Annotated in this window: 21 protein-coding genes; 8 read left to right on the top strand and 13 right to left on the bottom strand. The window is 72.0% G+C overall.

Features of this window, described 5'->3' with window-relative positions; all coding sequences use genetic code 11:
* Nucleotides 1-26 precede the first annotated feature (26 nt).
* Together JHE00_RS16560 and JHE00_RS16555 are read right to left on the bottom strand one after the other, a co-directional pair.
* Nucleotides 27-464 carry a response regulator gene (locus tag JHE00_RS16560; protein WP_200318942.1) on the bottom strand — a complete coding sequence of 146 codons (438 nt, stop codon included), beginning with the start codon at nucleotides 462-464 and terminating at the stop codon, nucleotides 27-29.
* 208 nt (nucleotides 465-672) lie between these two features.
* Nucleotides 673-1,146 carry a GNAT family N-acetyltransferase gene (locus tag JHE00_RS16555; protein ID WP_200318941.1) on the bottom strand — a complete coding sequence of 158 codons (474 nt, stop codon included), beginning with the start codon at nucleotides 1,144-1,146 and terminating at the stop codon, nucleotides 673-675.
* A gap of 138 nt (nucleotides 1,147-1,284) precedes the next feature.
* Here JHE00_RS16555 and JHE00_RS16550 point away from each other — a divergent pair, with 138 nt between their 5' ends.
* Nucleotides 1,285-2,040, top strand: a complete 756-nt coding sequence (locus JHE00_RS16550; RefSeq protein ID WP_200318940.1) for an SDR family NAD(P)-dependent oxidoreductase — start codon at nucleotides 1,285-1,287, stop codon at nucleotides 2,038-2,040.
* Nucleotides 2,041-2,089: 49 nt separating this feature from the next.
* Here JHE00_RS16550 and JHE00_RS16545 read toward each other — a convergent pair whose 3' ends face one another.
* The 4 genes from JHE00_RS16545 to JHE00_RS16530 all read right to left on the bottom strand — a co-directional run bounded on the left by JHE00_RS16545 (nucleotide 2,090) and on the right by JHE00_RS16530 (nucleotide 6,746).
* Nucleotides 2,090-2,938 (bottom strand): SAM-dependent methyltransferase, encoded by an 849-nt coding sequence (locus tag JHE00_RS16545; RefSeq protein ID WP_200318939.1) that lies wholly within the window; start codon nucleotides 2,936-2,938, stop codon nucleotides 2,090-2,092.
* Between the two features lie 122 nt (nucleotides 2,939-3,060).
* Entirely contained in the window at nucleotides 3,061-4,413 is a 1,353-nt protein-coding gene (locus tag JHE00_RS16540; protein ID WP_200318938.1) for a protein kinase domain-containing protein, read from the bottom strand.
* Nucleotides 4,414-4,422: 9 nt separating this feature from the next.
* The gene (locus tag JHE00_RS16535) at nucleotides 4,423-5,181 is read right to left on the bottom strand and encodes a ParA family protein (protein WP_200318937.1); all 759 of its coding nucleotides are present in this window, start codon (nucleotides 5,179-5,181) and stop codon (nucleotides 4,423-4,425) included.
* A complete protein-coding gene (locus tag JHE00_RS16530; protein ID WP_200318936.1) occupies nucleotides 5,178-6,746 on the bottom strand; it encodes a CHAD domain-containing protein in 1,569 nt (522 codons plus the stop codon). The genes JHE00_RS16535 and JHE00_RS16530 overlap by 4 nt, the downstream gene beginning before the upstream one ends.
* 342 nt (nucleotides 6,747-7,088) lie before the next feature.
* On the opposite strand from JHE00_RS16530, the gene JHE00_RS16525 reads away from it, so the two are divergent.
* Together JHE00_RS16525 and JHE00_RS16520 are read left to right on the top strand one after the other, a co-directional pair.
* Nucleotides 7,089-8,843, top strand: a complete 1,755-nt coding sequence (locus JHE00_RS16525) for a hypothetical protein (RefSeq protein WP_200318935.1) — start codon at nucleotides 7,089-7,091, stop codon at nucleotides 8,841-8,843.
* Nucleotides 8,844-8,875: 32 nt separating this feature from the next.
* Complete coding sequence (locus JHE00_RS16520; RefSeq protein WP_200318934.1) at nucleotides 8,876-9,709, top strand: aldo/keto reductase; 834 nt, start codon at nucleotides 8,876-8,878, stop codon at nucleotides 9,707-9,709.
* A gap of 123 nt (nucleotides 9,710-9,832) precedes the next feature.
* On the opposite strand, the gene JHE00_RS16515 is transcribed toward JHE00_RS16520, so the two are convergent.
* Nucleotides 9,833-10,834, bottom strand: coding sequence for an ABC transporter substrate-binding protein (locus JHE00_RS16515; RefSeq protein ID WP_200318933.1), 1,002 nt, complete (start codon nucleotides 10,832-10,834; stop codon nucleotides 9,833-9,835).
* 97 nt (nucleotides 10,835-10,931) lie between these two features.
* On the opposite strand from JHE00_RS16515, the gene JHE00_RS16510 reads away from it, so the two are divergent.
* The 3 genes from JHE00_RS16510 to JHE00_RS16500 are packed head-to-tail and all read left to right on the top strand — an operon-like array spanning nucleotide 10,932 to nucleotide 13,860.
* The gene (locus JHE00_RS16510) at nucleotides 10,932-11,984 is read left to right on the top strand and encodes a FecCD family ABC transporter permease (protein ID WP_200318932.1); all 1,053 of its coding nucleotides are present in this window, start codon (nucleotides 10,932-10,934) and stop codon (nucleotides 11,982-11,984) included.
* Complete coding sequence (locus tag JHE00_RS16505) at nucleotides 11,981-13,060, top strand: FecCD family ABC transporter permease (protein ID WP_200318931.1); 1,080 nt, start codon at nucleotides 11,981-11,983, stop codon at nucleotides 13,058-13,060. Before JHE00_RS16510 ends, JHE00_RS16505 begins: the two co-directional genes overlap by 4 nt.
* Entirely contained in the window at nucleotides 13,057-13,860 is an 804-nt protein-coding gene (locus tag JHE00_RS16500) for an ABC transporter ATP-binding protein (protein ID WP_200318930.1), read from the top strand. The genes JHE00_RS16505 and JHE00_RS16500 overlap by 4 nt, the downstream gene beginning before the upstream one ends.
* On the opposite strand, the gene JHE00_RS16495 is transcribed toward JHE00_RS16500, so the two are convergent.
* From JHE00_RS16495 to JHE00_RS16470, 6 genes are read right to left on the bottom strand one after another with little or no spacing between them, the layout of a single operon-like run.
* On the bottom strand, nucleotides 13,857-14,567 hold the full coding sequence (locus JHE00_RS16495) for a GAF and ANTAR domain-containing protein (protein WP_200318929.1): 711 nt from the start codon (nucleotides 14,565-14,567) through the stop codon (nucleotides 13,857-13,859). The two genes, JHE00_RS16500 and JHE00_RS16495, sit on opposite strands and share 4 nt — an antisense overlap.
* Nucleotides 14,568-14,577: 10 nt before the next feature.
* Nucleotides 14,578-15,669, bottom strand: a complete 1,092-nt coding sequence (locus tag JHE00_RS16490; protein WP_200318928.1) for an acyl-CoA dehydrogenase family protein — start codon at nucleotides 15,667-15,669, stop codon at nucleotides 14,578-14,580.
* Nucleotides 15,666-16,625 (bottom strand): acyl-CoA dehydrogenase family protein, encoded by a 960-nt coding sequence (locus JHE00_RS16485; RefSeq protein ID WP_200318927.1) that lies wholly within the window; start codon nucleotides 16,623-16,625, stop codon nucleotides 15,666-15,668. The genes JHE00_RS16490 and JHE00_RS16485 overlap by 4 nt, the downstream gene beginning before the upstream one ends.
* Nucleotides 16,622-17,755, bottom strand: coding sequence for an acyl-CoA dehydrogenase family protein (locus tag JHE00_RS16480; RefSeq protein ID WP_200318926.1), 1,134 nt, complete (start codon nucleotides 17,753-17,755; stop codon nucleotides 16,622-16,624). Before JHE00_RS16480 ends, JHE00_RS16485 begins: the two co-directional genes overlap by 4 nt.
* Entirely contained in the window at nucleotides 17,755-18,597 is an 843-nt protein-coding gene (locus JHE00_RS16475; RefSeq protein WP_200318925.1) for an enoyl-CoA hydratase, read from the bottom strand. The genes JHE00_RS16480 and JHE00_RS16475 overlap by 1 nt, the downstream gene beginning before the upstream one ends.
* Entirely contained in the window at nucleotides 18,594-20,144 is a 1,551-nt protein-coding gene (locus tag JHE00_RS16470; protein WP_200318924.1) for a FadD3 family acyl-CoA ligase, read from the bottom strand. The genes JHE00_RS16475 and JHE00_RS16470 overlap by 4 nt, the downstream gene beginning before the upstream one ends.
* A gap of 72 nt (nucleotides 20,145-20,216) precedes the next feature.
* Here JHE00_RS16470 and JHE00_RS16465 point away from each other — a divergent pair, with 72 nt between their 5' ends.
* Entirely contained in the window at nucleotides 20,217-21,362 is a 1,146-nt protein-coding gene (locus JHE00_RS16465; protein WP_200318923.1) for an acyl-CoA dehydrogenase family protein, read from the top strand.
* Nucleotides 21,359-22,129 carry an SDR family oxidoreductase gene (locus tag JHE00_RS16460; protein ID WP_200318922.1) on the top strand — a complete coding sequence of 257 codons (771 nt, stop codon included), beginning with the start codon at nucleotides 21,359-21,361 and terminating at the stop codon, nucleotides 22,127-22,129. Before JHE00_RS16465 ends, JHE00_RS16460 begins: the two co-directional genes overlap by 4 nt.
* Nucleotides 22,130-22,135: the final 6 nt, after the last annotated feature.

The following is a 22,135-nucleotide window of genomic DNA, read 5'->3' as shown; positions in this document are numbered from 1 at the left end:
GTACCTCCTTCACCACACCACGGCAGCTACCGGCCTGGTGAGTCGACGTCGAAGACGTCCTGTCCGGCGGCCACCCGCCGGATGGTGTCCAGCAGGTCCTCCAGCAGACCTGCCTTCAGCAACAGCCCGGCTCCGCCTGCCTCGGCGATGCGCTCGGCGAGGCCGGGATCAGCGGCGCCGGTGAAGATCAGCACTCTGGTCTGCGGAGACCCGGCGCGCAGCCTGGCGATCGCGTCGATGCCGTCACCGTCGGGCAGCCTGCGGTCGAGCAGCACGACGTCGGGACGCTGGCGTTCCGTGGCCGCGACGGCCTGCTTGACGGACGCGACATGGCCGACGAGCACGATGTCGTCGACCGTGTCGAACGCCGAACCCAGAGCCATGGCGACCATGGAGTGGTCCTCGACGAGCAGCAGCCTGAGCCTGGTGCTGTCCCGGCGGGAATCGGTGGGTGAAGTGGACACACGCATCACCTCCCGGTTCCACGGATGCGGTGACGCGGCCCGTCACACTGTCCGGGGTACGCGCAAGCACGAAGTCTAAGCTCGGGCCGACCGCGTGGCGAGCCCTTCGCGACGAGGCCAGAACCCTTTTCCCTGGTGAATTTCCGCGTGTCGAAAGCCCGGTCTCAGTGGTTCCGGACGTTTTTCAACGGGCTTGTAACGGGCGTGTTCAGGCGATCGACTTCGCCATGCACCGGCTCAGCTCGGAACCGACGTACTCGCCGTAGCGCTCGATGTCGGAGAAGCCCGAGCCGAGGTAGAGCCCGATGGCCTGCGCCTGCCGGGTGCCGGTCTCGAGCACGAGGCGGGTGACGCCGAGGGCGAGTGCGCGTGCCTCGAGCTCCGCGAGCAGCGCCTTGCTGACTCCGCGGCCGCGGGCGGCCTGCCTCACGTACATGCGCTTGACCTCCGCCAGGCCGGGTTCGAGCAACCGCACGGCACCGCAGCCGAGTGGAACGCCCGTGCGGACGTCGCTCGCCACGAGGAACGCGCCTCTGCCGGGGCCGACCTCCTCAGGGTCGAGCCGGAAGTGGTTGGCGCCCTCCTCGGGGTAAGTGGCGGCCAGCTCGGCGTTGAGCTCGTGGATGAGGCCGCGCGCCACCGGACCGGTGAGCGACGCCGACGTCAATCGAAAGCCTGACAACGAACCCTCCTGACCTGCGAACGAGTACGGCGCCAGGTTAGCTGAGCACCGGTGTGATCTCGCAGTCGTTTCCAGGCAAGAGATACAAAGTTGAACTAAAATTCGAGTATCAGAACCAGCAAGGAACGGAGCAGTGCAATGGCTGTCTACGACGTGGCGGGCCGCTCGGCGATCGTCTCCGGCGGCGGGTCCGGCATCGGCAGGGCCGTGGCGCTCGAGCTCGCCGCCAGTGGGGCCGCGGTGCTCGTGTTCGACCTCAACGAGGCCGTCGCGAAGCAGGTGGCCGACGAGATCACCGCCAAGGGTGGCAAGGCCGCGCCCTTCGTCGGCGATGTGAGCGACCTCGACACCGTGCGGCGCAGCGTCGAGGCCGCACAGGCGCTGGCGCCGCTGCGCATCGCGGTCAACAACGCCGGCATCGGCGGCGAGGCCAAGCCCACCGCCGAGGTCTCGCCCGAGGACTGGCGCCGCGTGCTCTCGGTGAACCTCGACGCCGTCTTCTACGCGCTGCGCGAGCAGGTCCCCGCGATCGCGGCGAACGGGGGCGGCTCCATCGTCAACATGGCCTCGGTGCTGGGCAGCGTCGGCTTCCCGACCTCGACGGCCTACGTCACCACCAAGCACGCGCTGCTCGGCCTCACCAAGAACGCCGCGCTGGAGTACGCGGACCAGGGCGTGCGCGTCACGGCCGTCGGGCCCGGTTTCATCACGACACCGCTGCTGGAGGCCAACCTCGACGAGGAGACCAAGACGCTGCTCGCGAGCAAGCACGCGGTCGGCCGCCTCGGCACCCCGGAGGAGGTGGCCGGGCTGGTCGCGTTCCTCGCCAGCGACGCGGCCACGTTCATCACCGGCAGCTACCACCTGGTCGACGGCGGCTACGCCGCGCAGTGATCCCGCGCGCCCTCGCGCCGGCTCCCCCGGGCCGGCGCGGGCACGGACCTCAGGGCTTGCGGCCCAGCGCGGCGAAGGCGCTGCTGGCGGGCGGGTTCTCCCGGTACTCCTCCGTGGCGGGCGAGGGCCGCTCCTCGGGCCGCCACTCCGGCACCCAGACCACACCGGGGTCGACGAGTTCGAAGCCGTCGAAGAACCGCGTGAACTCTTCCCTGCTGCGCACGAACAGCCGCGAGCTGGAGCGCTCGTACTGTTTGCGCACCTCCTCGCGCTTGATCTCGCCCTCTTCCGGCACGCCGTCGACGGTCATGTGCGAGATGAGGATGTAGGAGCCCGACGGCAGCAGGTCCCGGTAGCGCGCGACGATGCCGTGCGGGTCGTCGTCGGGGCCGAAGAAGTACAGGACGCCGGACAGGATCAGGCCCATCGGCTGCGTCGGGTTGAGCACGCCGGTGTCCAGCGCGTTCTCCCAGATCTCGTCGACCTTGCGCAGGTCACCGTGCAGTGCCGCGTGCCGCGTCGGGTCGCCCTGCCGCTCCAGCAGCACCTGCGAGTGCGCGATCGCGACGGGCTCGTTGTCGACGTAGACGCACCGGCTGTCGGGGTTCACCGAGTCGGCGATCTCGTGCACGTTGCCCACGGTGGGCACGCCGGAGCCGAGATCGAGGAACTGCGTGACGCCCTGGTTGGCGATGTGCTGCACGCCCCTGCCGAGGAACTCCCTGCCGACCCTGGCGAGGGTGCGCACCATCGGGAAGGTCTCGACGGCCTTGGCGCCGAACTCGCGGTCGATGGCCCAGTTGGTGGTGCCGCCGAGGTACCAGTCGTAGATCCGCGCCGGGTTCGGGTGGTCCAGGTCCACACCCTCGGGCACGATGTCGGGATCGTTCTGCGCCATGCGCTGTCCTCCTGAGTCCGGAGCCCCCTTGCTGATCACCTTATCGGGGGCGTGGTCGCGGCGTGCGCACGGTGATCACCCGAGCGGACAGTGACCGTCCCAAGTGGACTGCCGACCCCGGGTCAGTCCCCGGAGCAGCTGACCGAGGGCCGCACGACCTCGGCCGACTCGGTCCCGCCGTTGAAGCCGAACGCCACGGAACCGCCTTCGGACACCACGGCGTTCCAGTCGGCGTTGCGCACCGTGACGGCCGAGCCCTCGCGCGCGAGCTCGCCGTTCCACGCGTCGGTCACGGTCTGGCCCTCGGACAGCTCCCAGCTCACCGTCCACCCGGTCAGGCTGCCGGCGCCGGTGTTGCGCACGGTCACCTCGGCCTGGAACCCGCCCGGCCAGGAGCCGGTGACCGTGTAGCGCGCCTCGCAGCCGAGCGACGACTCCGACGTCGGGGACTGCGCTGTCGACTCCGGCGCCGTGGGCTCGACCGGAGGCCGCTCACTCGGCGCGGCCTCTCCGGACGGCTCCCCCGGCGAGCCGATGAGCACCCCGATCACCACCCCGGCCGCCACGAGCGCGGCGCCCGCCGCGCCTGCCACGACGGTCCGCCGGCGCGGTCCGCGCGCAGGCAGCACCAGAGTCGCGCCGCGCGCAGGCGGCGGCGAGACGGACCTTCCCTCGGCCACGGCGGCGAGCGCGTCGTGGGCCGTCGCCATCTCCGGCCGCTGCCCGGGTTCGGTGCGCAACAGCCACGACAGCACGTCGGCGAGCGGACCTGGCCGAGACGGCGGGACGCTCGCGCCGTCGGCGATCCGCCGCAGCAGCGCGATCGGGTTCTCGTCGTCGCCGAACGGGGGCCTGCCCTCCAGCGCCGCGTAGAGCGTGGCGCCGAGGGAGAACACGTCGGAGGCGAAGCTCGCCTCGCCGCCCGCGGCCACCTCGGGCGCCAGGTAGGCCGGGGTACCCGCGATGAGCCCGGCGCCGGTCACGGTGGCCTCGCCGACGGCACGGGAGATGCCGAAGTCGGCGATCTTGGCGGTGCCGTCGTCGGCGAGCAACACGTTGGCGGGCTTGACGTCGCGGTGCACGATGCCCTCGGCGTGCGCGGCCGCCAGCGCCGAGGCCACCTGCGCCCCGAGTCGCGCGATCTCGTCGGCGGGCAACGGCCCCCGCTCGGCGAGCACGGCCGCGAGGCTCTTCGCGGGCAGGAACTCCATGACCAGGCACGGTTTCCCGTCGTGCTCCACCACGTCGTGCACCATGATCGCGTGCGGGTGCCTCAGCTTCGCGGCGACGCGGCCCTCGCGCATCGCGCGGCGCATGGCCTGCTCGTCGGCTCCGGAGTCGACCAGCAGCACCTTCACCGCGACCGGCCGGTCCAGCCGCTCGTCGCGCGCCCGCCAGACCACGCCCATGCCGCCCCTGCCGATCGGGGCCAGCAACCGGTAGCGCTCGGCGACGAGATCGCCCTGTTCGGTCACCGGGCCAGCTTAGAGGTCGAGGATCTGCTCGACATCGGTCCAGAGTTGCTCGTAGGCGCGGGTGGCCGGGCCGCTCGGCGCGTACGCCGGCAGCGGCGCGCGCCGCACCGCCATCTGCTCGATCACCGCCAGCGCGGGGATCGACGTGGAACTCACGCCCTCCCGCTCGCCCGGCAGGGTCGCGATCAGCTCACGGTGCAGCGCCTTGCGCCGGTCTGTCATCGAGAAGAAGCCGTGCACGTCGGGCCGGTCGCCCTCGAACGTGCCGACGAAGTCGGCGAGCTGGTCGAACGTGCGCGCCGCCAGCACGGTCGGGATGATCGGCACCAGCACCAGATCCGCGGCGTGCAGCACGTTCTCCGACACCAGCGACAGACTCGGCGGGGTGTCGAGGAACGCGAGGTCGTAGTCGCCTGCCAGCTCGTCCAGCAGCCCGGAGAGCGCCCGGCCGGCCCGCTTGCCGCTCGAGTGCGACCGCGCGAGGTCGAGGTCCATGTTGCGGTAGGTGAAGTCGGCCGGCAGCAGGTCGAGGCCCTCGAAGTCGGTGCCCTTGAGCGCCGCCTCCACCGGTCGTGCCCCGCCGACGAGCTTGGTGCTGCCGCCCTTGACGCGAGGCTTGACGCGGAAGAGGAACGTCGCCGCACCCTGGGGATCGAGGTCCCAGAGCACGGTGCGGTGGCCCCGCGCGGCCGCGAGGTAGGCGAGGTTCACCGCCGCGGTCGTCTTGCCGACACCGCCCTTGACGTTGTACGACGCGACCACCTTCACGGCAGCAGGTCCTCGATGCGCTCGTGGGTGGCCGGACCGAGGAACTTCCGCAGCGCTCCGGTGAGGTCGTGACGAGCCTGCCGCTGCATGGTCACGAAACTCGCGGACAGCTCGCCCATCGCGAGCAACGTCGCCGCGGGAGGACGGCCCGAGGACTGGAGCCGCTCGGCGTAGTCGCGCAGCGAGTGGCTCTGCACCTCGCCGTCCTGGAACGCGCCGAGCACGTCCTGCACCTTCTTGAGGTCCTTGATCACCGCGCGGTGAGCCGTCGCGTCGCACACCGGCTTGACGACCTCGAGCAGGTACCGCAGCTCCTTGCACCGCTTGCGCAGCCGGTGCACGTCCTCCGCAGGCGAGTCCGGCGTGATGGCCTTCGCCCGCTTGATCACCTTGGCGACCATGCCCCGCACCCGCTCGGCGGCGAGCGCCTCGGCGGTGAGCCGACCGTCCTGTTCGGACCAGTCCCGCTCCAGCACGTCGGCGAGCCCGGCCTGCCAGCCCTCGATCAACCGGGTGAAGCGCTGGGAGCGCAGCGTCCGCGCGAGCGCCCGGCGCGCCTTCTCCCGCTCGGAGGCCAGCAGCTCGCCGAAGGGCGCCAGGTCGCCGGGCTCGCCCGCCACGAGCCCGGCGGCCAGGGTGTCGAACTCCAGCAGGTAGACGTCCAGGTCCCGGGTGGGCGTGGTGGCGTCGCCGAGCCACTTGAAGCCGGATCCGTAGCGCCGCACGAGCTCGGGAGGCAGCACGTCGCCCGCGAGTTTGAGCAGCGAGCGCGTCCGGCGCACCGCGACCCGCAGGTCGTGCAGGAACTCCGTGTCGATGTCGTCGAGCACGCCGTCGACGTTCACCGCGATCACCCCGGCGAAGCCGTGCAGTGCCGTGGCCACCGCGACGTCGGCAGGCATGTCCGCGGAGATCGCGGGCGGCGCCGACTCCTCCGGCGCGATGCCCTCGGCCTCCAGCAGCGTGGCGTACGCGCCGCCGTCCTCGATCTCGGCGAAGTCCCCGCAGGCCTCCAGCGCCTTGCGCACCCGCTTGGCCGCACCGCCATAGCCGAGCACGGGCCGCAGCGTCACTCGCACGAGCGGCCGCGTCGCCGACGGTTCGGTGCCGGTGAGCTCGACCCAGTCCAGGCGGACGACGGTCTTGCGCTCGTCGTCGAGCACGGCGACCTCGCGGGAGACGACGCGGGCGCGCACCACCGGCGCGACCGCGCGCACCCACATCGCGGCGGCGACGCCGTCGCGCACCTCGCCCTCGGGCAGCTGCTCGACCCTGGCGGGCCACTGCGGCGACTCCGTCAGCCGCGTGCTGTTCTCCTCGCCCCGGCCGTCCACCGTCAGCGTGCCGGGCCCGGATGCACGCTCGTGGCTCAGCACGATTCCCTTGGCGTGCAACCGCCAGTCGACCGTGTCGAGGTAGGTGACCGTCCGCGTGCGCCGGGGGCCCACGGCGAGCTCGTAGCGATCCGCCTTCGCCGGGGCGAGCGCGGCGAGCACGGCCTGTTCCTCCCCGCGCGCGGGCTCGCCGTGCCAGCGCAGCGTCAGCGGTTGCGAAACTTTCGGCAAGGCAACAAACCCCACGCTCGTCCGGACAGAATTCCGCTGAGTATAGGCCACCTGGGCGACCCGGCGGTGGCTCGCGCGAGCGCACCCGGCCACTGTGGAGCCCGGATTCGCGGCGGCCGAACGCGTTCCGCCCAGGCGCAGTGAACCACCGCGAAAGGTGCGAAAACCCGCGAAGGACATCGAGTGATCGGCGGTGCGAACCAATTTCACCGGCCGGTCCGGCATTTGGGTGGAGTTCCGCGGCTGACACGGGCGCGGGTCCCCCGGACAGCCCGGTGCTCTTGCGGTGGGGCGCACGGTGGGTTCCCCTGGAGGTACTCCAGTTGCGAGCGGGGGGTGCGCATGCCGTTCGACGCCGAACTCGACGCCGTTCCCACGATCAAGAGAGAACTGACCGCCGCCGAGGTGCGCCACCGGATCCACGCCGCGGGCGAGCAGACCCTCGTCGAGTTCCGCGACGTCACCGTCCGCGGCGCGCTCGACCTGCGGGCGTGCGGGCTGCTCCTGTTGTTGCGGTTCGTCCGCTGCGACTTCTCCGGAGCACCCGACGTACGCGACGCGGACCTGACCGGTCTGCATCTCGCACAGTGCACGCTGCCGGGGCTGCGCGCCCGCAACCTGCGCGTGCGGGGCGATGTCCGGCTGCGCGACTGCGAGGTGCGAGAACAGGGCGAGCTCGAACTGGTGGACACCGACGTGGGTGGGTCGGTGGTGCTGACCGGCAGCCGCCTGCACCACCCCGGCGGGGCCGCACTGCACGCCGAGCGGCTCTCGGTCGGCGGCTCCCTCGTCGCGCGCGGGCTGGACGCCATCGGCGAGCTCGAACTGCGGGGCCTGCGCGCGGGTGGCGACCTCGACCTCACGCAGGCGCGGCTCGCGGGCACGCTGTCGCTCTCGGGCGCACACGCCGGCGGCGATCTGGTGCTGCGCAGTGCCCGGCTCGGCAAGGGCAGGCCCGACCAGCCGATCGTCGAGGCGAGCAGGGTCCACGTCGACGGCGATCTCGACGCGGCGGGACTCGCGGTGCACGGTCAGGTGCTCGCCTCCGGCGCGAGGGTGGGCGGCACCGTGGTGCTGTCGGGCGCGACGCTCGCCGCGCCGGGCCACGAGGTGCTGACGGCGGCCAACGCGAACATCGAGGGAGACCTGCTGATCACGGGCGGGCGGGTCGCGGGTGCGGTGCAGCTGCCGGGACTCGGCACGGGCGGGGACGTGGATCTGAGCGGCACGTGGTTCTCGGACACCCCGCACTGCGACAGGTCGGTGGACCTGCGCTCGGCTCGTATCGGCGGCGACCTGCGGCTGGCCACGAGCGGCAGGCCACTGCACGCCGACGGCGGGGTGAGCGTGCACGGCGCGATCGCGGGCGGGGCCCTCGACCTCACCGGCGCCGTGCTCGACGCGGGCGGCCCGCCGTGGGTCGCGCTGGACGCCACCCGCGCCGAGGCCGCCGAGTTCGTGCTGTGGCCGGCCGAGATCCGCACGGGCACGGTGGACCTGCGCGGCGCGCGCTGCCGCGTGCTCAGCGCCGCGCCGAGTCTGTGGCAGGCCACGGCGGGTATCGGGCTGACCGACTTCCGCTACGACCTGCTGCGCGTGCCGGACACGCTGAGGGGTGGCGAGGGCGCGGCGCTGCTGCACCGCGCGATGGCCTTCCACCAGCCCGGCCCGTACGACCAGCTCGCCTGCGCACTGCGAGCCAGCGGTGAGGACGACCGTGCCCGCACAGTGCTCTCGCGCAAGCACCAGTACCACTACGCGGCCATCGCCGACGACGAACTGGTGTTCGGCTTCGCGGTGCGGCTGTGGAGTGGGCTGCAGCGCTGGTTCTCCGGCTACGGCTACCGGCCGGGCCGCGCGTTCGCCGCACTGGTGCTGCTGCTCGCGGCCCTCGCCGTGGTCGCGGTGGGCACGGCGAGAGCACCGGACTCGTCGTTCGCCGCGTGGGGTCCGCTCACGCTCGCCTGCGTCGCGGGCGTGCTGGTCGCGGCGGTGGCCGCCGGTGCCGCGCATCGCCTCGCGGATCGTCGCGGAGGGAAACCCGAACGGCCCAGGGCCGTGCTGCCGGAGCCCGGCGACTCGGGGAGACTCGAGTAGTAGCGATTCGCTGGGAAAGGAAGTGAAAAGCGATGACCGACGTCCCCGCTGTCACGCTCAACAACGGCGTGCGACTGCCGCAGGTCGGCTTCGGGGTCTTCCAGGTTCCCGTCGACGAGACGGCGGCCGCCGTGACCTCGGCACTGGAAGCCGGCTACCGCAGCATCGACACGGCCGCTGCCTACCGCAACGAGGCGGGCGTCGGAAAGGCGATCGCCCGGTCGGGGGTGTCGCGGGACGAGCTGTTCATCACCACAAAGCTGTGGAACAGCGACCACGGCTACGACGAGACGCTGCGCGCCTTCGACTCGAGCCTGCACGAACTCGGCCTCGACCACGTCGACCTGTACCTCATCCACTGGCCGGTGCCGGAGCTTGATCGCTATGTCGACACGTGGCGGGCCTTCGAGCAGATCCACGCCGACGGCAGGGCCAGGGCCATCGGCGTCTCGAACTTTCAGCCCCACCACCTCGAACGCCTCGCCCGCGAGTCGCAGGTGGTGCCCGCGGTGAACCAGATCGAGTTGCACCCGTACCTGCAACAGGTCGAGGCCCGCGCCTACCACGCGGAGCACGGCATCCTCACCGAGGCGTGGAGCCCGCTGGCCAAGGGCGGCGACCTGCTCGCCGACCCGGCGGTGACCGCGGTGGCCACCAAGCACGGCCGCACGCCCGCCCAGGTGGTGCTGCGCTGGCACCTGGAGCTCGGCGACATCATCATCCCGAAGTCGGTGACGCCCTCGCGGATGCGCGAGAACCTCGACATCTTCGGTTTCGCGCTCGACGAGAACGACCTCGCCGCGCTGGGCGAACTGGACCGAGGCGAACGCACGGGCCCGGACCCGGACACCTTCAACGCCCGCTAGCCGACCGCGGTCAACCGCGGTGAAGGGCACCTTTACTGCGTTCAATGCAGTAAAGGTGCCCTTCACCGCACGAGGTGCCCTTCACCGCACGGGGCGGGTTCACCGCACGGGGCGGGTCAGGGGTCAGGGCCTGGCTGGGTCCACTCCGAATTGTTCGGCCAGGTCGTCGAGCATCGCGTGGGCGCCCTGCAGGCTCACCGAGGTGTACCAGGTGTCGTCGTTGACGTCGGTGAGCTCGCCCTCGAGCGTCGCCCACAGCGGGTTGGACTGGAAGCGCTCCTTCGGGTCGTCCGCCTCCTGCGTCGCGTCGGCGTAGGAGGACACGTAGACCTGGTCGGCGTCGAGCTGGCCGATGTTCTCCTGGCTCAGGTCGGTCGCGATCTCGTCCTGCGGGTCGGGCTGCCCCTCCGGGCGTCCGAGACCGACGTCGGCGAGCACGATGGCCGGGAACGACCCGCTGGAGTAGAGGCGCACCGTCGGCTCGCCCTCGATGAAGCGCACGAGCGAGTAGGTGGGCATCTTGCCCGCCTTGGCCTCGATGGCGTCACCGATGCGCTGGGCGCGCTGTTCGTACTCGCCGATCTTCTGCTCGGCGAGCGCCTCCTTGCCGAGCGCCTCGGCGAGCAGCCGGATGTTGTCCTTCCACGTGGCTCCCGTGCTCTCGCTGAACACCGTCGGGGCCACATTGGACAGCTGGTCGTAGATCTCCTCGTGCCGGATCTTGGCCGAGACGATCAGGTCGGGCGCGATGTCATAGAGCTGCTCGACGTCGGGGCTCGTCAGCTCGCCGACGATCGTGGCGTCCTTGCCGTACTGCGCGTCGTCGCCGAGGTAGTCGGGCAGCGCGTCGAACGACGGGTACTTGGTGTAGGCGACCACCCGCGTCTCGAGCGCGAGCGCGGCGTCGACGTAGCTGGAGTCGAGGGCCGCGACGGTCTGCGGCTGCTCCTCGATCGTCGCCTCCCCCATCGCGTGCTGGACGGTGCGCGGGAACTCGCCCTGCCCGGCGGACTGCCCGTCCTGCTCGGAGGGCTGCTCGCCGGAGGGCGAGCACGCGGTCAGTGCGAGACAGGCGGCGGCACCCACGGCCACAGCCGCGCGCCACGGTGGGGACAGGCGAATCATCGGTCACCTTTCACATTCGGTTAGGCTCTCCTAACGGCAACTGGACTTTAGAACAATCACACAAGGCTGTGACAACGCGGATGACGAGGAGCGGGTGATGGCGACGCCCCTTGCCGCGCGGCCGAGCGCCGGACACGGCCGCTCCCGGGGCGGTCGCCTCCGCGCACGGCGGATCACGGGACTGGCCGGTCTGCTCGGGCTGCTCGTGGTGGTCTCCGCGCTGAGCCTGGCCTACGGCGCGCACGCCGTTCCCCTCGACGCCGTGTGGCGGGCGCTGACCGACCCGGCCGGCGGCGAGCACGACATCATCGTCCGGTCGCTGCGCGGACCCCGCACGGTGGTCGGCATCCTCGCCGGTATCGCGCTCGGTGTGGGCGGCGCGCTGATGCAAGGCCACACCCGCAACCCGATCGCCGACCCCGGGCTGCTGGGCGTCAACCAGGGCGCCGCGTTCGCGATCGTGCTCGCGGTGGTGGTGTTCGGCGTGCAGGGCATCCACGGCTTCATCTGGTTCGGCTTCGCGGGCGCGCTGGTCGCCGCGGTGGTGGTGTTCCTGCTCGGCGCGGTCGGCGGTCGCGGCTCGACGCCGGTGACGCTCGCGCTCGCGGGCGCCGCCGTGAGCGCGCTGCTCTACGGCCTCATCTCGGCGATCGTGCTCGGCAACCAGCAGGGCATGGAGACCTACCGGTTCTGGCACGTCGGCTCGATCGCGGGCCGCGACTTCGCGGTGGCGGGCCAGATCGCACCGTTCCTGGTGGTCGGGCTGCTGCTCGCGCTGGCGAACACGCCGGGGCTCAACGCACTCGCGCTCGGCGAGGACGTCGCCACCGCACTGGGCCGCGACGTCCGCCGCACGCGGATCCTCGGCATCCTCGCCATCACGCTGCTGGTGGGCGCGGCCGTGTCGGCGTGCGGACCGATCGCGTTCGTCGGACTGATCGTGCCGCACCTCGCCCGCGCCGTCACCGGGCCCGACTACCGCTGGCTGGTGCCCTTCGCCGGCCTCATCGGCGCGATCCTGTTGCTGGCTGCCGACGTGCTCGCCAGGCTCGTCTCCGCCGACCGGCTCGAGGTCGGGATCATGCTCGCCATCGTGGGCGCACCGGTGTTCATCGTCCTGGTGCGCCGGAAGGGCCTGGCCCGACTGTGAGAACCGTTCGCGACTCCGGGCCCGTGCCCGGCCGCAGGGTCCTGAAACTGGGGCCGCTCGCCTGGACGTTCCGCCCGAGGATCGTGCTGGTGCCCGTCGTGGGCGCGGTGCTGCTCGTGCTCGTCGCGGCGGTCAACATCGGCAAGGGCAGCTCGCACATCGAGGTTCTCGACGTGCTGCGCACGTTGTTCGGCGGCGGCGACCGGCGCGAGAACGGCATCATCTTCGACCTGCGGCTGCCCCGCACGCTCGCCGGTGTGCTCGTCGGCGCGGCCTTCGGGCTCGCGGGCGCGATCTTCCAGACGGTCACGCGCAACCCGCTGGCCAGCCCCGACATCCTCGGCATCACGTGGGGAGCCGGGGTGGGCGCGGTCGCGCTGATCGTCCTCGGCGGCACCCGCGGCCAGGTCAGCGGCGTCGTGGCCGAGCTGGGCGTGCCGCTGGCCGCGCTGGCGGGCGGGATCGTGGCCGGGCTGCTGCTGTACGCACTGTCGTGGCGCCGCGGCATCGACGGTTACCGCTTGGTGCTGGTGGGCATCGGGCTGTCCGCGGTGTCGTACAACGTCGTCTACTGGCTGCTCACCGTCGGCGACGTGGACGACGCGACGAGGGCGACGACGTGGCTCGTCGGCAACCTCAACGGCGTCGGCTGGGAGTCGATCGGCCCCGTCGCGCTCGCCCTCGCCCTGCTGGTGCCCGCGACGCTGATGTGCGCGCACACGATGGGCGGCCTGCAGTTCGGCGACGACACCGCGCGCGGGCTCGGTATCCGCGTGGACGCGGCCAGGGCCACGCTGCTGCTGCTCGCCGCCGCGCTGGTGGCCGTGGCGACGGCCGCGGCGGGACCCATCACGTTCGTCGCGCTGGCGACCCCGCAGATCGCGCTGCGGCTGGCCCGCACACCGCAGCCGCCGCTGGCCGGGTCGATGGTGCTCGGCGCGCTGCTGGTGGTCGGCGCCGACCTCGCGGTGCGCACGTTCGCGCCGAACCTGCCCGTCGGCGTGCTCACCTCCGTGCTCGGCGCTCCGTACCTGATCTACCTGTTCGTCCGCTCTCGCAAGGGGGTTCGCGCGTGAACAACGTCCGGCTGCAGGCCGACGGAGTCCGGCTCGGGTACGGCGACCGGGTGGTGGTCGACGACCTCGACCTGGACGTGGTCGACGGCTCCGTCACGGTGATCATCGGCCCCAACGGCTGCGGCAAGTCGACGCTGCTGCGCGCGCTGGGCCGGTTGCTGAACCCCCGCTCCGGCGCCGTGCTGCTCGACGGCAAGCGCATCGACAAGGTCGCGACCAAGGAGGTCGCGAAGGTCGTCGGCCTGCTGCCGCAGACTCCGAGCGCGCCGGAGGGGCTCACCGTCGCCGACCTGGTCTCGAGGGGCCGTCAGCCGCACCAGCACTGGTACCGGCAGTGGTCGGCCGGCGACGAGGACGCCGTGACTCGGGCGCTCGAACTCACCGGCATGGACGCGCACGCCGAACGCGTGGTCGACGAGCTCTCCGGCGGCCAGCGGCAGCGCGCGTGGATCTCGATGACGCTGGCCCAGGACACGTCGCTGTTGCTGCTCGACGAGCCGATCACCTACCTCGACCTCGCACACCAGGTGGACGTGCTCGACCTGGTGCACCGCCTGCACACCGAGCGCGGCACCACGGTGGTGATGGTGCTGCACGACCTCAACCTGGCCGCCCGCTACGCCGACACGCTCGTGGCGATGCGCGACGGGCGGATCGTGGCCCAGGGCCCGCCGCCGGAGGTGCTGACCGAGCAGTTGCTGTCCGACGTGTTCGAACTCGACGCCAAGGTGCTGCCCGATCCGGTCGCGGGCACGCCGCTCGTGGTGCCCGTGAGCGCGCACCTGCGCCCCGAGCGTTAGCGAGAGGCTTCGTCCACCAGCCACTGCGCGGCGTCGCGGAGCTTGATGTTGGCGTGCTGCGAGGCCTCGACGAGGATCTCGAACGCCCGGTCCGGGCCGACGCCGTTGCGCTGCATGAGGATGCCCTTCGCCATGCCGATGACATCGCGCGTGCGCAGGGCGTTCTGCAGCTGTTCGAGCCCGCGCGACCCGGCCAGCGCGATGGCGGCGTGCGCGGCGAACAGTTCGCCGATGCGCTCGGCTTCGGAGTCGAACGCGTCCGGCAGCGAGGAGTAGTGGTTCAACGCGCCGATCACGCGTGTGCTGGTGAAGAGCCGGAAGCTGAGCATCGACCGGATCCCGGCGCCGACGGCGAGCTCGGAGAACCGCGGCCAGCGTTCGTCGAGAGCCAGGTCGCGCGTGAGATACACCGGGGCGTCGAACACCGCGTCCACGCACGGTCCCTCGCGCAACTCGTGTTGCCACTGGTCGAGGTTGGCCACCAGGTCGTTGGACGGGGCGACCGAGCGCATCCGCCCGCTGTCGAGGAACGAGACTCCCGCCTGCTCGGCGCCGGGAACGGTGATGGCCGCGGCCGCCACGATCTGCTCCACGGTGCGGTCCACGTCCGGTTCGGGCTCGAGTGACCGCGCGACCTTGCTCAGTGCGCTCGCCAGGGCCGCGCCCTGCTGGCCAGGTTCCGCGGCGGGCGTCAGCTCCTCGGTCACCCTGCCAGGATCACACAGCCCCGCTCGCCTCGCCGTGGAGCGCGGCGACGTGAGCTCCGGGGGAGCCGAACAGCAGTGCGCTGCCGTGCGCTCGCCTGAAGTAGAGGTGCGCGTCGTGTTCCCAGGTGATGGCGATTCCACCGTGCAGCTGGATCATCTCGGCGGCGATGTACTCGAGGGCCTCCGAGCAGACGATCGTGGCGACGGCGGCGTCCAGCGGCAGCTCCGCGGCGCCCGCGACGGCGCTGCGCAGCGCGGCGTGCACGGCCGAGCGGGCCTGCTCCAGCCGCACGAACGCGTCGGCCATGCGGTGCTTGAGCGCCTGGAATCCGCCGATGGGCCTGCCGAACTGGTGGCGCTGCCCGCTGTAGTCGACCGTCAGTTCCAGCGCGCGTTCGGCCGCGCCCACCTGCTCGGCCGCAAGCGCGACGAGCGCGAGGTCCCTGACGTGGCGCAGGGACGAGGTGTGGTCGCCGTGCCACAGCCGGCGGGCCTCGACCCCTGCCAGCTCCACGGTGGCGAGTCTGCGCGCCGGGTCGAGCGAGGGCGTGTGGGCGCGCCGCAGTCCGGTGGCCGCGATGTCCACTTCGAACAGTCCGGTGCCCTCCTCGGTGCGGGCGGCCACGAGCAGGACGTCGGCGAGATCGCCGTCGAGCACGTAGTGCGCCGTGCCGGTGAGGACGTCTCCCTCAGCGGTCACGGCGGGAGCCTCGGGCGCCCAGTCGCCGGCCTCGCCGGTCCAGGCCAGCGCCGCGATACGGCTGCCGTCGGCGATGCCGGGCAGCAGCCGCGCGCACGCGTCGGCGTCGCCGGCAGCCAGCAGTGCCTGCGCGCTCAGCACCGCCGAGCCGAGCAGCGGGGACGGTGTCAAGGTGCGGCCCAGCTCGTGGAGCACCACACAGACCTCGGCCATCCCGGCGCCCACTCCGCCGTAGCGTTCGGGCACGGCGAGCGCGGCGACGCCGATCTGGTCGCACAGCACCGACCACAGCGCGTCGTCGTAACCGCACGGGGCCTCGACGGCGGTTCTGGGCTCGGAACGCTTGACCAGCAACGCTCGTACCGCCTCGCGCAGCGCCCTGGTCTCGTCGGTGTCGCTCACATGTCCTCCAGTGCCGCGAGCACACGCGCGCGGTGGTGGCCCGCGCCGCCCCACGCACCGGTCAGCGCGCGGACCTTCGTCAGCCACAGCCCCAGGTCGTGCTCGGCGGTGTAACCGATGGCGCCATGCACCTGTAACGCCGTGCGCGCGGCGAGGTAGGCGGCCTCGCCCGCGGCGACCTTGGCCGCGGAGACGTCGCGCGCCACGGCCTCCCCGCCGGTGACGGCCACGGCCGCGCCGTGCACGAGCGGCCTGGCCAGCTCCAGTCTCGTCGCGACGTCGGCGAGCAGGTGCTTCACCGCCTGGTAGGAGCCGATCGGCCTGCCGTACTGCTCGCGCTGCTTCGCATACGCGCTCGCCCGCTCCAGTAGCCACTGCCCCGCGCCGAGCAGCTGCGCGGACACGGCCAGCACGCCCAGTTCGAACGCCTCGGCCGGGGCGGCGCCGAGCGGCGTGCCCTCGGGCTCGACGCGGAAGAGCCTGCGCGCGGCGTCGACGGAACGCACCGGCCCCTCGGCGATCTCCACCCGCTCGGTCCGGCCGTCGCGCACCCGCAGCACCACGCCCGCGACGTCGGCGTCGAGCGCGAACGGCACCAGCGGCGGCAGTGCGACACTCGCGATCAACTCACCGGAGGCCAGTGCGGGCAACAACTCCGGTGCCAGCAGCGATGGCGCCACGGCCACCGACTCGGCCAGCGGGCCGGGCACCGCGTGGTGACCGAGCACCTCGAAGACCACCACCAGATCGGTCGCTGACGCGCCCAGACCGCCACGCCGCTCGGGCACGAGCAGAGCGGGCACGCCCAGGTCGGCCAGCTCGCGCCACACCTTGAGCCCGGGCTCGTGCTCGCCACGCGCCCACGCGCGCCCGGCCGCCGGGGTGTCCGCACGAGCCAGCAGCTCGTGCAGGCTCTCGGCGAACTGCCGCTGTTCGGCGGAGACGGCGAACCTCATCGCGGCTCCCTGGGCAGCGCGAGCAGACGCTCGGCGATCGTGTTGCGCTGGATCTGGTCGGTGCCGCCGTAGATCGGTCCCGCGAGCGAGAACAGGTAGCCATCGGTCCACGGCCCGGCCAGCTCGCCCTCGGGGCCCAGCAGGTCGAGCGCGGTCTCGTGCAGCGCGACGTCGAGGTGCGACCAGAACAGCTTGTTGACGCTGGACTCCGGGCCGAGACCGCCGCCCTCGGCGAGCCGGGTCACGGTGCCGTAGGTGTAGAGCTGGTAGGCCCTGGCGCCGATCCACGCGTCGGCGACGCGAGCCGCGACGTCCTCGGGCCGGCCGCGCTCGCGCCACAGATCCACCAGGCGGTCGGCGGCTGCGAGGAACCGGCCGGGACTGCGCAGCGACAGCCCGCGCTCGTTGTTGGCCGTGGTCATCGCCACACGCCAGCCGTTGCCCGGCTCGCCGAGCACGTCGGCGTCGGGCACGAAGACGTTGTCCAGAAAGACCTCCGCGAACCCCGGCTCGCCGTCGAGCTGCGGGATGGGCCGCACCATGACGCCCTCGGCGCGCAGGTCGAACATCAGGTAGGTGAGGCCGCGGTGCCGCTGCTCGCCGGGATCGCTGCGAAACAGACCGAACGCGCGGTCGGCGAACGCCGCGCGCGAGCTCCACGTCTTGGAGCCGGAGAGCAGCCAGCCGCCGTCGGTGCGCTCGGCCCTGCTGCGCAACGCGGCGATGTCGCTGCCGGCCTCGGGTTCCGACCACGCCTGTGCCCACACCTGCTCGCCCCGCGCCATCGGGGGCAGGATCCGGTCACGCTGCTCGGCCGTGCCGTGGGCGAAGAGCGTGGGCGCGAGCATGAAGATGCCGTTCTGAGAGACGCGGCCCGGCGCCCCGGCGGCGTAGTACTCCTCCTCGAACAGCAGCCACTGCAGCAGGGACGCGTCCCTGCCGGTGTACTCGCGCGGCCAGGTCACCACCGACAGGCGCGCCTCGGCGAGCGTGGCCTCCCACTCGCGGTGCGCCGCGAAACCCTCGGCGGTGTCCATCGACGGCAGCGATGGCCTCGGCACGTGCTCGGCGAGCCACGCGCGGGCCTCGTCGCGCAGGGCCGCCGAGGCCTCGTCGACGTCCAGATCCACTAGCGCGCCCCGTTTCCCTCGCGCATCGAGCGCGCGGTCTGCCCGCCCAGCGAGTCGTCCGAGGTCTCGGCGTTGTGCGCGTGGGCGAAGTGGTGCAGGCCGAACACGGAGTCCATTCCGGACCGCAGACCCATCAGGTCCTCGGCCTGGTTCACAGCCTTCTTCGCCAGCGCCAGTCCGAACGACGGCATCGCCGCCACCGTGCCCGCCAGCTCCAGCGTGCGCGCTTCGAGCTCCTCGCGCGGCACGACCCTGCTCACCATGCCCCACTCCTTGGCCTGGTGGACGTCGAAGCGCTCGCCGGTGAACAGCACCTCCTTGGCCGCCCTCGGCCCGAGCACCCACGGGTGCGCGAAGTACTCGACGCCCGGAATTCCCATGCGCACCACGGGGTCGGCGAAGAACGCGTCGTCGGCCGCGACGATCAGGTCGCACACCCACGCGAGCATCAGCCCGCCCGCGATGCACGCTCCCTGTACCGAGGCGATCATCGGCTTGGGAATCTCGCGCCAGCGGCGGCACATGCCCAGATAGACCTCGGACTCACGGGCGAAGCGCCGGTCGCCACCCTCGCGGCTCGTGTGGTCCCACCACATCACGGCTCGGCGGTCGAAGCTCTTGTCGGCGTCACGGCCGGGTGAGCCGATGTCGTGGCCGGCCGAGAAGTGCTTGCCCGCGCCCGCGAGGACGATCACCGTCACCTCCGGGTCGTCCACCGCGCGCGTGAACGCGTCGTCGAGCGCGTAGGTCATCGCCGAGTTCTGCGCGTTGCGGTAGTCGGGGCGGTTCATCGTCACGATCGCCACCCCGTCGCGGCGCTCGTAGGTAACGACGTCGGTCATGCGTCCTCCTTGCCCAGCAGGCGTTTCAGCACCTTGCCCGAGGCGTTGCGCGGCAGCTCCGCCACGAACTCCACCGAGCGCGGGCGCTTGTAGTTGGCCAGCCGCTCGCGGCAGAACGCGAACACGGCGTCCTCGCCCAGCTCGCCGTCGGTCACCACGAACGCCTTGCCGACCTCGCCGAGGCGCCCGTCAGGCACCCCGGTGACGGCGACGTCACGCACCCCGCCCAGCTGACCGAGGACCCGTTCGACCTCGGCCGGGTAGACGTTGAAGCCGCCGCAGATGTACATGTCCTTGAGCCGGTCGGTGATCGCGAGGTTGCCCGCGGCGTCGAGCGCGCCGACGTCACCGGTGTGCAGCCAGCCCTGCGCGTCGATCGTCCTCGCCGTGGCAGCAGGGTCGTCGAGGTAGCCGAGCATGACGTTGGGGCCGCGCAGCAGCACCTCGCCGGTGTCGGCCAGCGCGACCTCGAAGCCAGCGGTGGCACGGCCCGACGTGCGCGACACGGTGCGGGGGTCGTCGCCGGGACGGCACATCGTCGCCACCACCGCTTCGGTGAGCCCGTAGGCGGTGAGCACGGTCCGAAAGCCCAGCTCGTCACGCATCCGTTCGACCAGCGTCACCGGCACCGTCGCGGCACCGGTCACGGCCAGCCGCAGCGACGAGAGGTCCCGGTCCAGGGCGACCGGTAGCAGGCTCTGGAAGATCGTGGGAGCGCCCGGGACCACCGACACCCGCTCACGTTCGATCAGCGTCAGCGCCTCGCCCGCGTCGAACACGGCCTGCGGAACCAACGTGGCGCCGGTCAGCAGGCACACGAGGATCCCCGCCTTGTAACCGAAACTGTGGAAGAACGGGTTCACCACGAGGTAGCGGTCGTGCTCGGTCAGCTCGCCGCACTCGGCCCACGCCGCCGCCACCGCGAGCGCTTGCCGGTGTGCCGAGCAGACTCCCTTGCTGCGTCCGGTGGTGCCGGAGGTGAACAGGATGTCGCTGACGTCGTCGGGGCGCACCTCGTCCGCGCGGGCCTCCACCTCGGCTGACGGCACCCGCTCGGCGCGCTCGCGCACCACGTCCCAGTCGAGCACGCCGTCGACGGGCGGGAGAGACCCGGCCAGCGGCACGCGGATCACGGTGGTCAGATCCGGCAGGCCCGCCTCGCCCTGCGCCTCGCGGATGCCGGCGAGCCGGTCGGCGCCCAGGAAGTCACCGGCGACCACCAGCGCGCGGGCACGGCTGCGGCGCAGCAGGTCGACGGACTCGGTTCCGGTGAAGCGGGTGTTGACGGGCACCAGCGTGGCGCCCGCGTAGTGGGCGCCGAGCGCGGCGACGACCCAGTGGTGGGTGTTGGGTGAGTTGATCGCCACCCGGTCGCCGGGCCGCACACCCTCGGCGGCGAACGCGCGCGCCATTGTTCGAACACGTTCTAGAAGATCCGCGTAGGTGAGCCGCACCGAGCCGTCCACCACGGCCTCGCGTGAGCCGAACCGCTCCGCCGCACTCCTGAGTGCGCCGGGAATCGTCTCCGCGCCGGACGACTCCACCATCCCGCTCCCTCACTGGACGCCAAATGTAGAACGTGTTCTCATTATTCCAGTGAACGGTAGCAGGAGGTGCGGGTGAGAGACCACGAGCAGTTCCGCCGTGAGGTGGCGGACTGGCTGGCCGCGAACCTCACCGGACAGTTCGCCGAGCTGCGCGGGCTGGGCGGCCCCGGCCGCGAACACGAGGCGTTCGACCTGCGGCTCGCGTGGGAACGGCACCTGGCCGCGGCGGGCTGGACGTGTGTCGGCTGGCCGAGTGAGTTCGGCGGGCGCGGGCTGAGCCTCGCCGAGCAGGTGATCTTCCACGAGGAGTACGCCGCCTCCGGCGCCCCGGCGAGGGTCGGCCACCTCGGCGAGCAGCTGCTCGGCCCCACCCTCATCGCGCTCGGCACTCCCGAGCAGCGGCAGCGGTTCCTGCCCAGGATCGTGGCCGTCGACGAACTCTGGTGCCAGGGCTACTCGGAACCCGGCGCGGGCTCGGATCTGGCCGCGGTGTCCACGTCGGCCCGCATCGAGGGCGACACGTGGGTGGTGACCGGGCAGAAGACCTGGACCTCACTGGCCCACGTCGCCGACTGGTGTTTCGTGCTCGCCAGGACCGAACCGGGCTCGCGGCGGCACGCGGGGCTGTCGTACCTGCTCGTGCCGCTGCGCCAGGACGGTGTCGAGGTGCGGCCCATCCGGCAGCTCACCGGCACCTCCGAGTTCAACGAGGTGTTCTTCGACGGCGCGCGCACACCGGCGTCGATGGTGGTCGGCGAACCCGGCGACGGCTGGCGCGTGGCGATGGCGACACTCGGCTTCGAGCGTGGCGTGTCCACCCTCGGCCAGCAGATCGGCTTCCGGCGCGAGCTGGAGGGCGTGCTCGCGCAGGCGAAGCGCACCGGCACGATCGACGACCCCGTGCTGCGCACCGACCTCACGCGCGCGTGGATCGGGCTGCGGGTCCTGCGCGCGCACGCGCTGCGCACCCTCGGCGACCAGGCCGGACCCGAGGTCGCCGTGGGCAAGCTGCTCTGGGCGCAGTGGCACCGCACGCTCGGCGAACTGGCGATGCGGGCCCGGGGTGCGCGGTCGCTGACCCACGACGGCGAGCCCGACGAGTGGCAGCGGCTGTTCCTGTTCTCCCGCGCCGACACGATCTACGGCGGCTCGGACGAGATCGAACGCAACATCATCGCCGAGCGCGTGCTCGGGCTGCCCAAGGAGGTACGCGCGTGATCCCGGAGTACCCGCGCGGGCGGGAGCTGCTGGCGGGCAAGGTCGTGGTGGTCACCGCCGCGGCGGGCACCGGCATCGGCTCCGCCGTCGCCAGGCGCTGCCTCGAGGAGGGCGCGTCGGTGGTGATCAGCGACCAGCACGAACGCCGCCTGGGAGAGAAGGCCGAGGAGCTGGCGGAGTTCGGCAAGGTCCACGCGATCCCCTGCGACGTCACCGACGAGACCCATGTGCAGGCGCTCGTCGACGGTGCGACCGGCCACTTCGGACGGATCGACGTACTGATCAACAACGCCGGGCTCGGTGGCACCAGGTCCATTCTGGACATGACCGACGAGGAATGGCTGCGGGTGCTCGACGTGACGCTCAACGGCACGTTCCGCTGCACCCGGGCTGTGCTGCGCCGGTTCGTCGCGCAGGGTGGCGGTGGCGTGATCGTCAACAACGCGTCGGTGATCGGCTGGCGCGCCCAGGCGGGGCAGGCGCATTACGCGGCCGCCAAGGCAGGCGTCATGGCGCTCACCCGCTGCGCCGCCATCGACGCCGCCGAGCACGGCGTGCGCATCAACGCCGTCGCGCCGAGCCTCGCCAAACACCCGTTTCTCGCCAAGGTCACCAGCGAGGAACTGCTCGAGTCGCTGGAACAGCGCGAGGCGTTCGGCCGCGCCGCCGAACCGTGGGAGATCGCCACGGTCATGGCGTTTCTCGCCAGCGACTACGCCGGCTACCTCACCGGCGAGACCATCTCCGTGTCCAGCCAGCACCCCTAGGAGCGA

The organism is Prauserella cavernicola, from assembly GCF_016595675.1.
Lineage (GTDB): Bacteria > Actinomycetota > Actinomycetes > Mycobacteriales > Pseudonocardiaceae > Prauserella_A > Prauserella_A cavernicola.
The sequence above is the reverse complement of the archived record's forward strand: the minus strand, read 5'-3'. Positions and strand labels throughout refer to the sequence as shown.

Excerpts from the sequence above, each read along its gene's own strand:
- JHE00_RS16545 (WP_200318939.1), bottom strand. The coding sequence starts at position 2,938 with ATGGCGCAGAACGATCCCGACATCGTGCCCGAGGGTGTGGACCTGGAC.
- JHE00_RS16550 (WP_200318940.1), top strand. The coding sequence starts at position 1,285 with ATGGCTGTCTACGACGTGGCGGGCCGCTCGGCGATCGTCTCCGGCGGC.
- JHE00_RS16510 (WP_200318932.1), top strand. The coding sequence starts at position 10,932 with ATGGCGACGCCCCTTGCCGCGCGGCCGAGCGCCGGACACGGCCGCTCC.
- JHE00_RS16520 (WP_200318934.1), top strand. The coding sequence starts at position 8,876 with ATGACCGACGTCCCCGCTGTCACGCTCAACAACGGCGTGCGACTGCCG.
- JHE00_RS16475 (WP_200318925.1), bottom strand. The coding sequence starts at position 18,597 with ATGACCGACGTCGTTACCTACGAGCGCCGCGACGGGGTGGCGATCGTG.
- JHE00_RS16485 (WP_200318927.1), bottom strand. The coding sequence starts at position 16,625 with ATGAGGTTCGCCGTCTCCGCCGAACAGCGGCAGTTCGCCGAGAGCCTG.
- JHE00_RS16525 (WP_200318935.1), top strand. The coding sequence starts at position 7,089 with ATGCCGTTCGACGCCGAACTCGACGCCGTTCCCACGATCAAGAGAGAA.
- JHE00_RS16515 (WP_200318933.1), bottom strand. The coding sequence starts at position 10,834 with ATGATTCGCCTGTCCCCACCGTGGCGCGCGGCTGTGGCCGTGGGTGCC.
- JHE00_RS16470 (WP_200318924.1), bottom strand. The coding sequence starts at position 20,144 with ATGGTGGAGTCGTCCGGCGCGGAGACGATTCCCGGCGCACTCAGGAGT.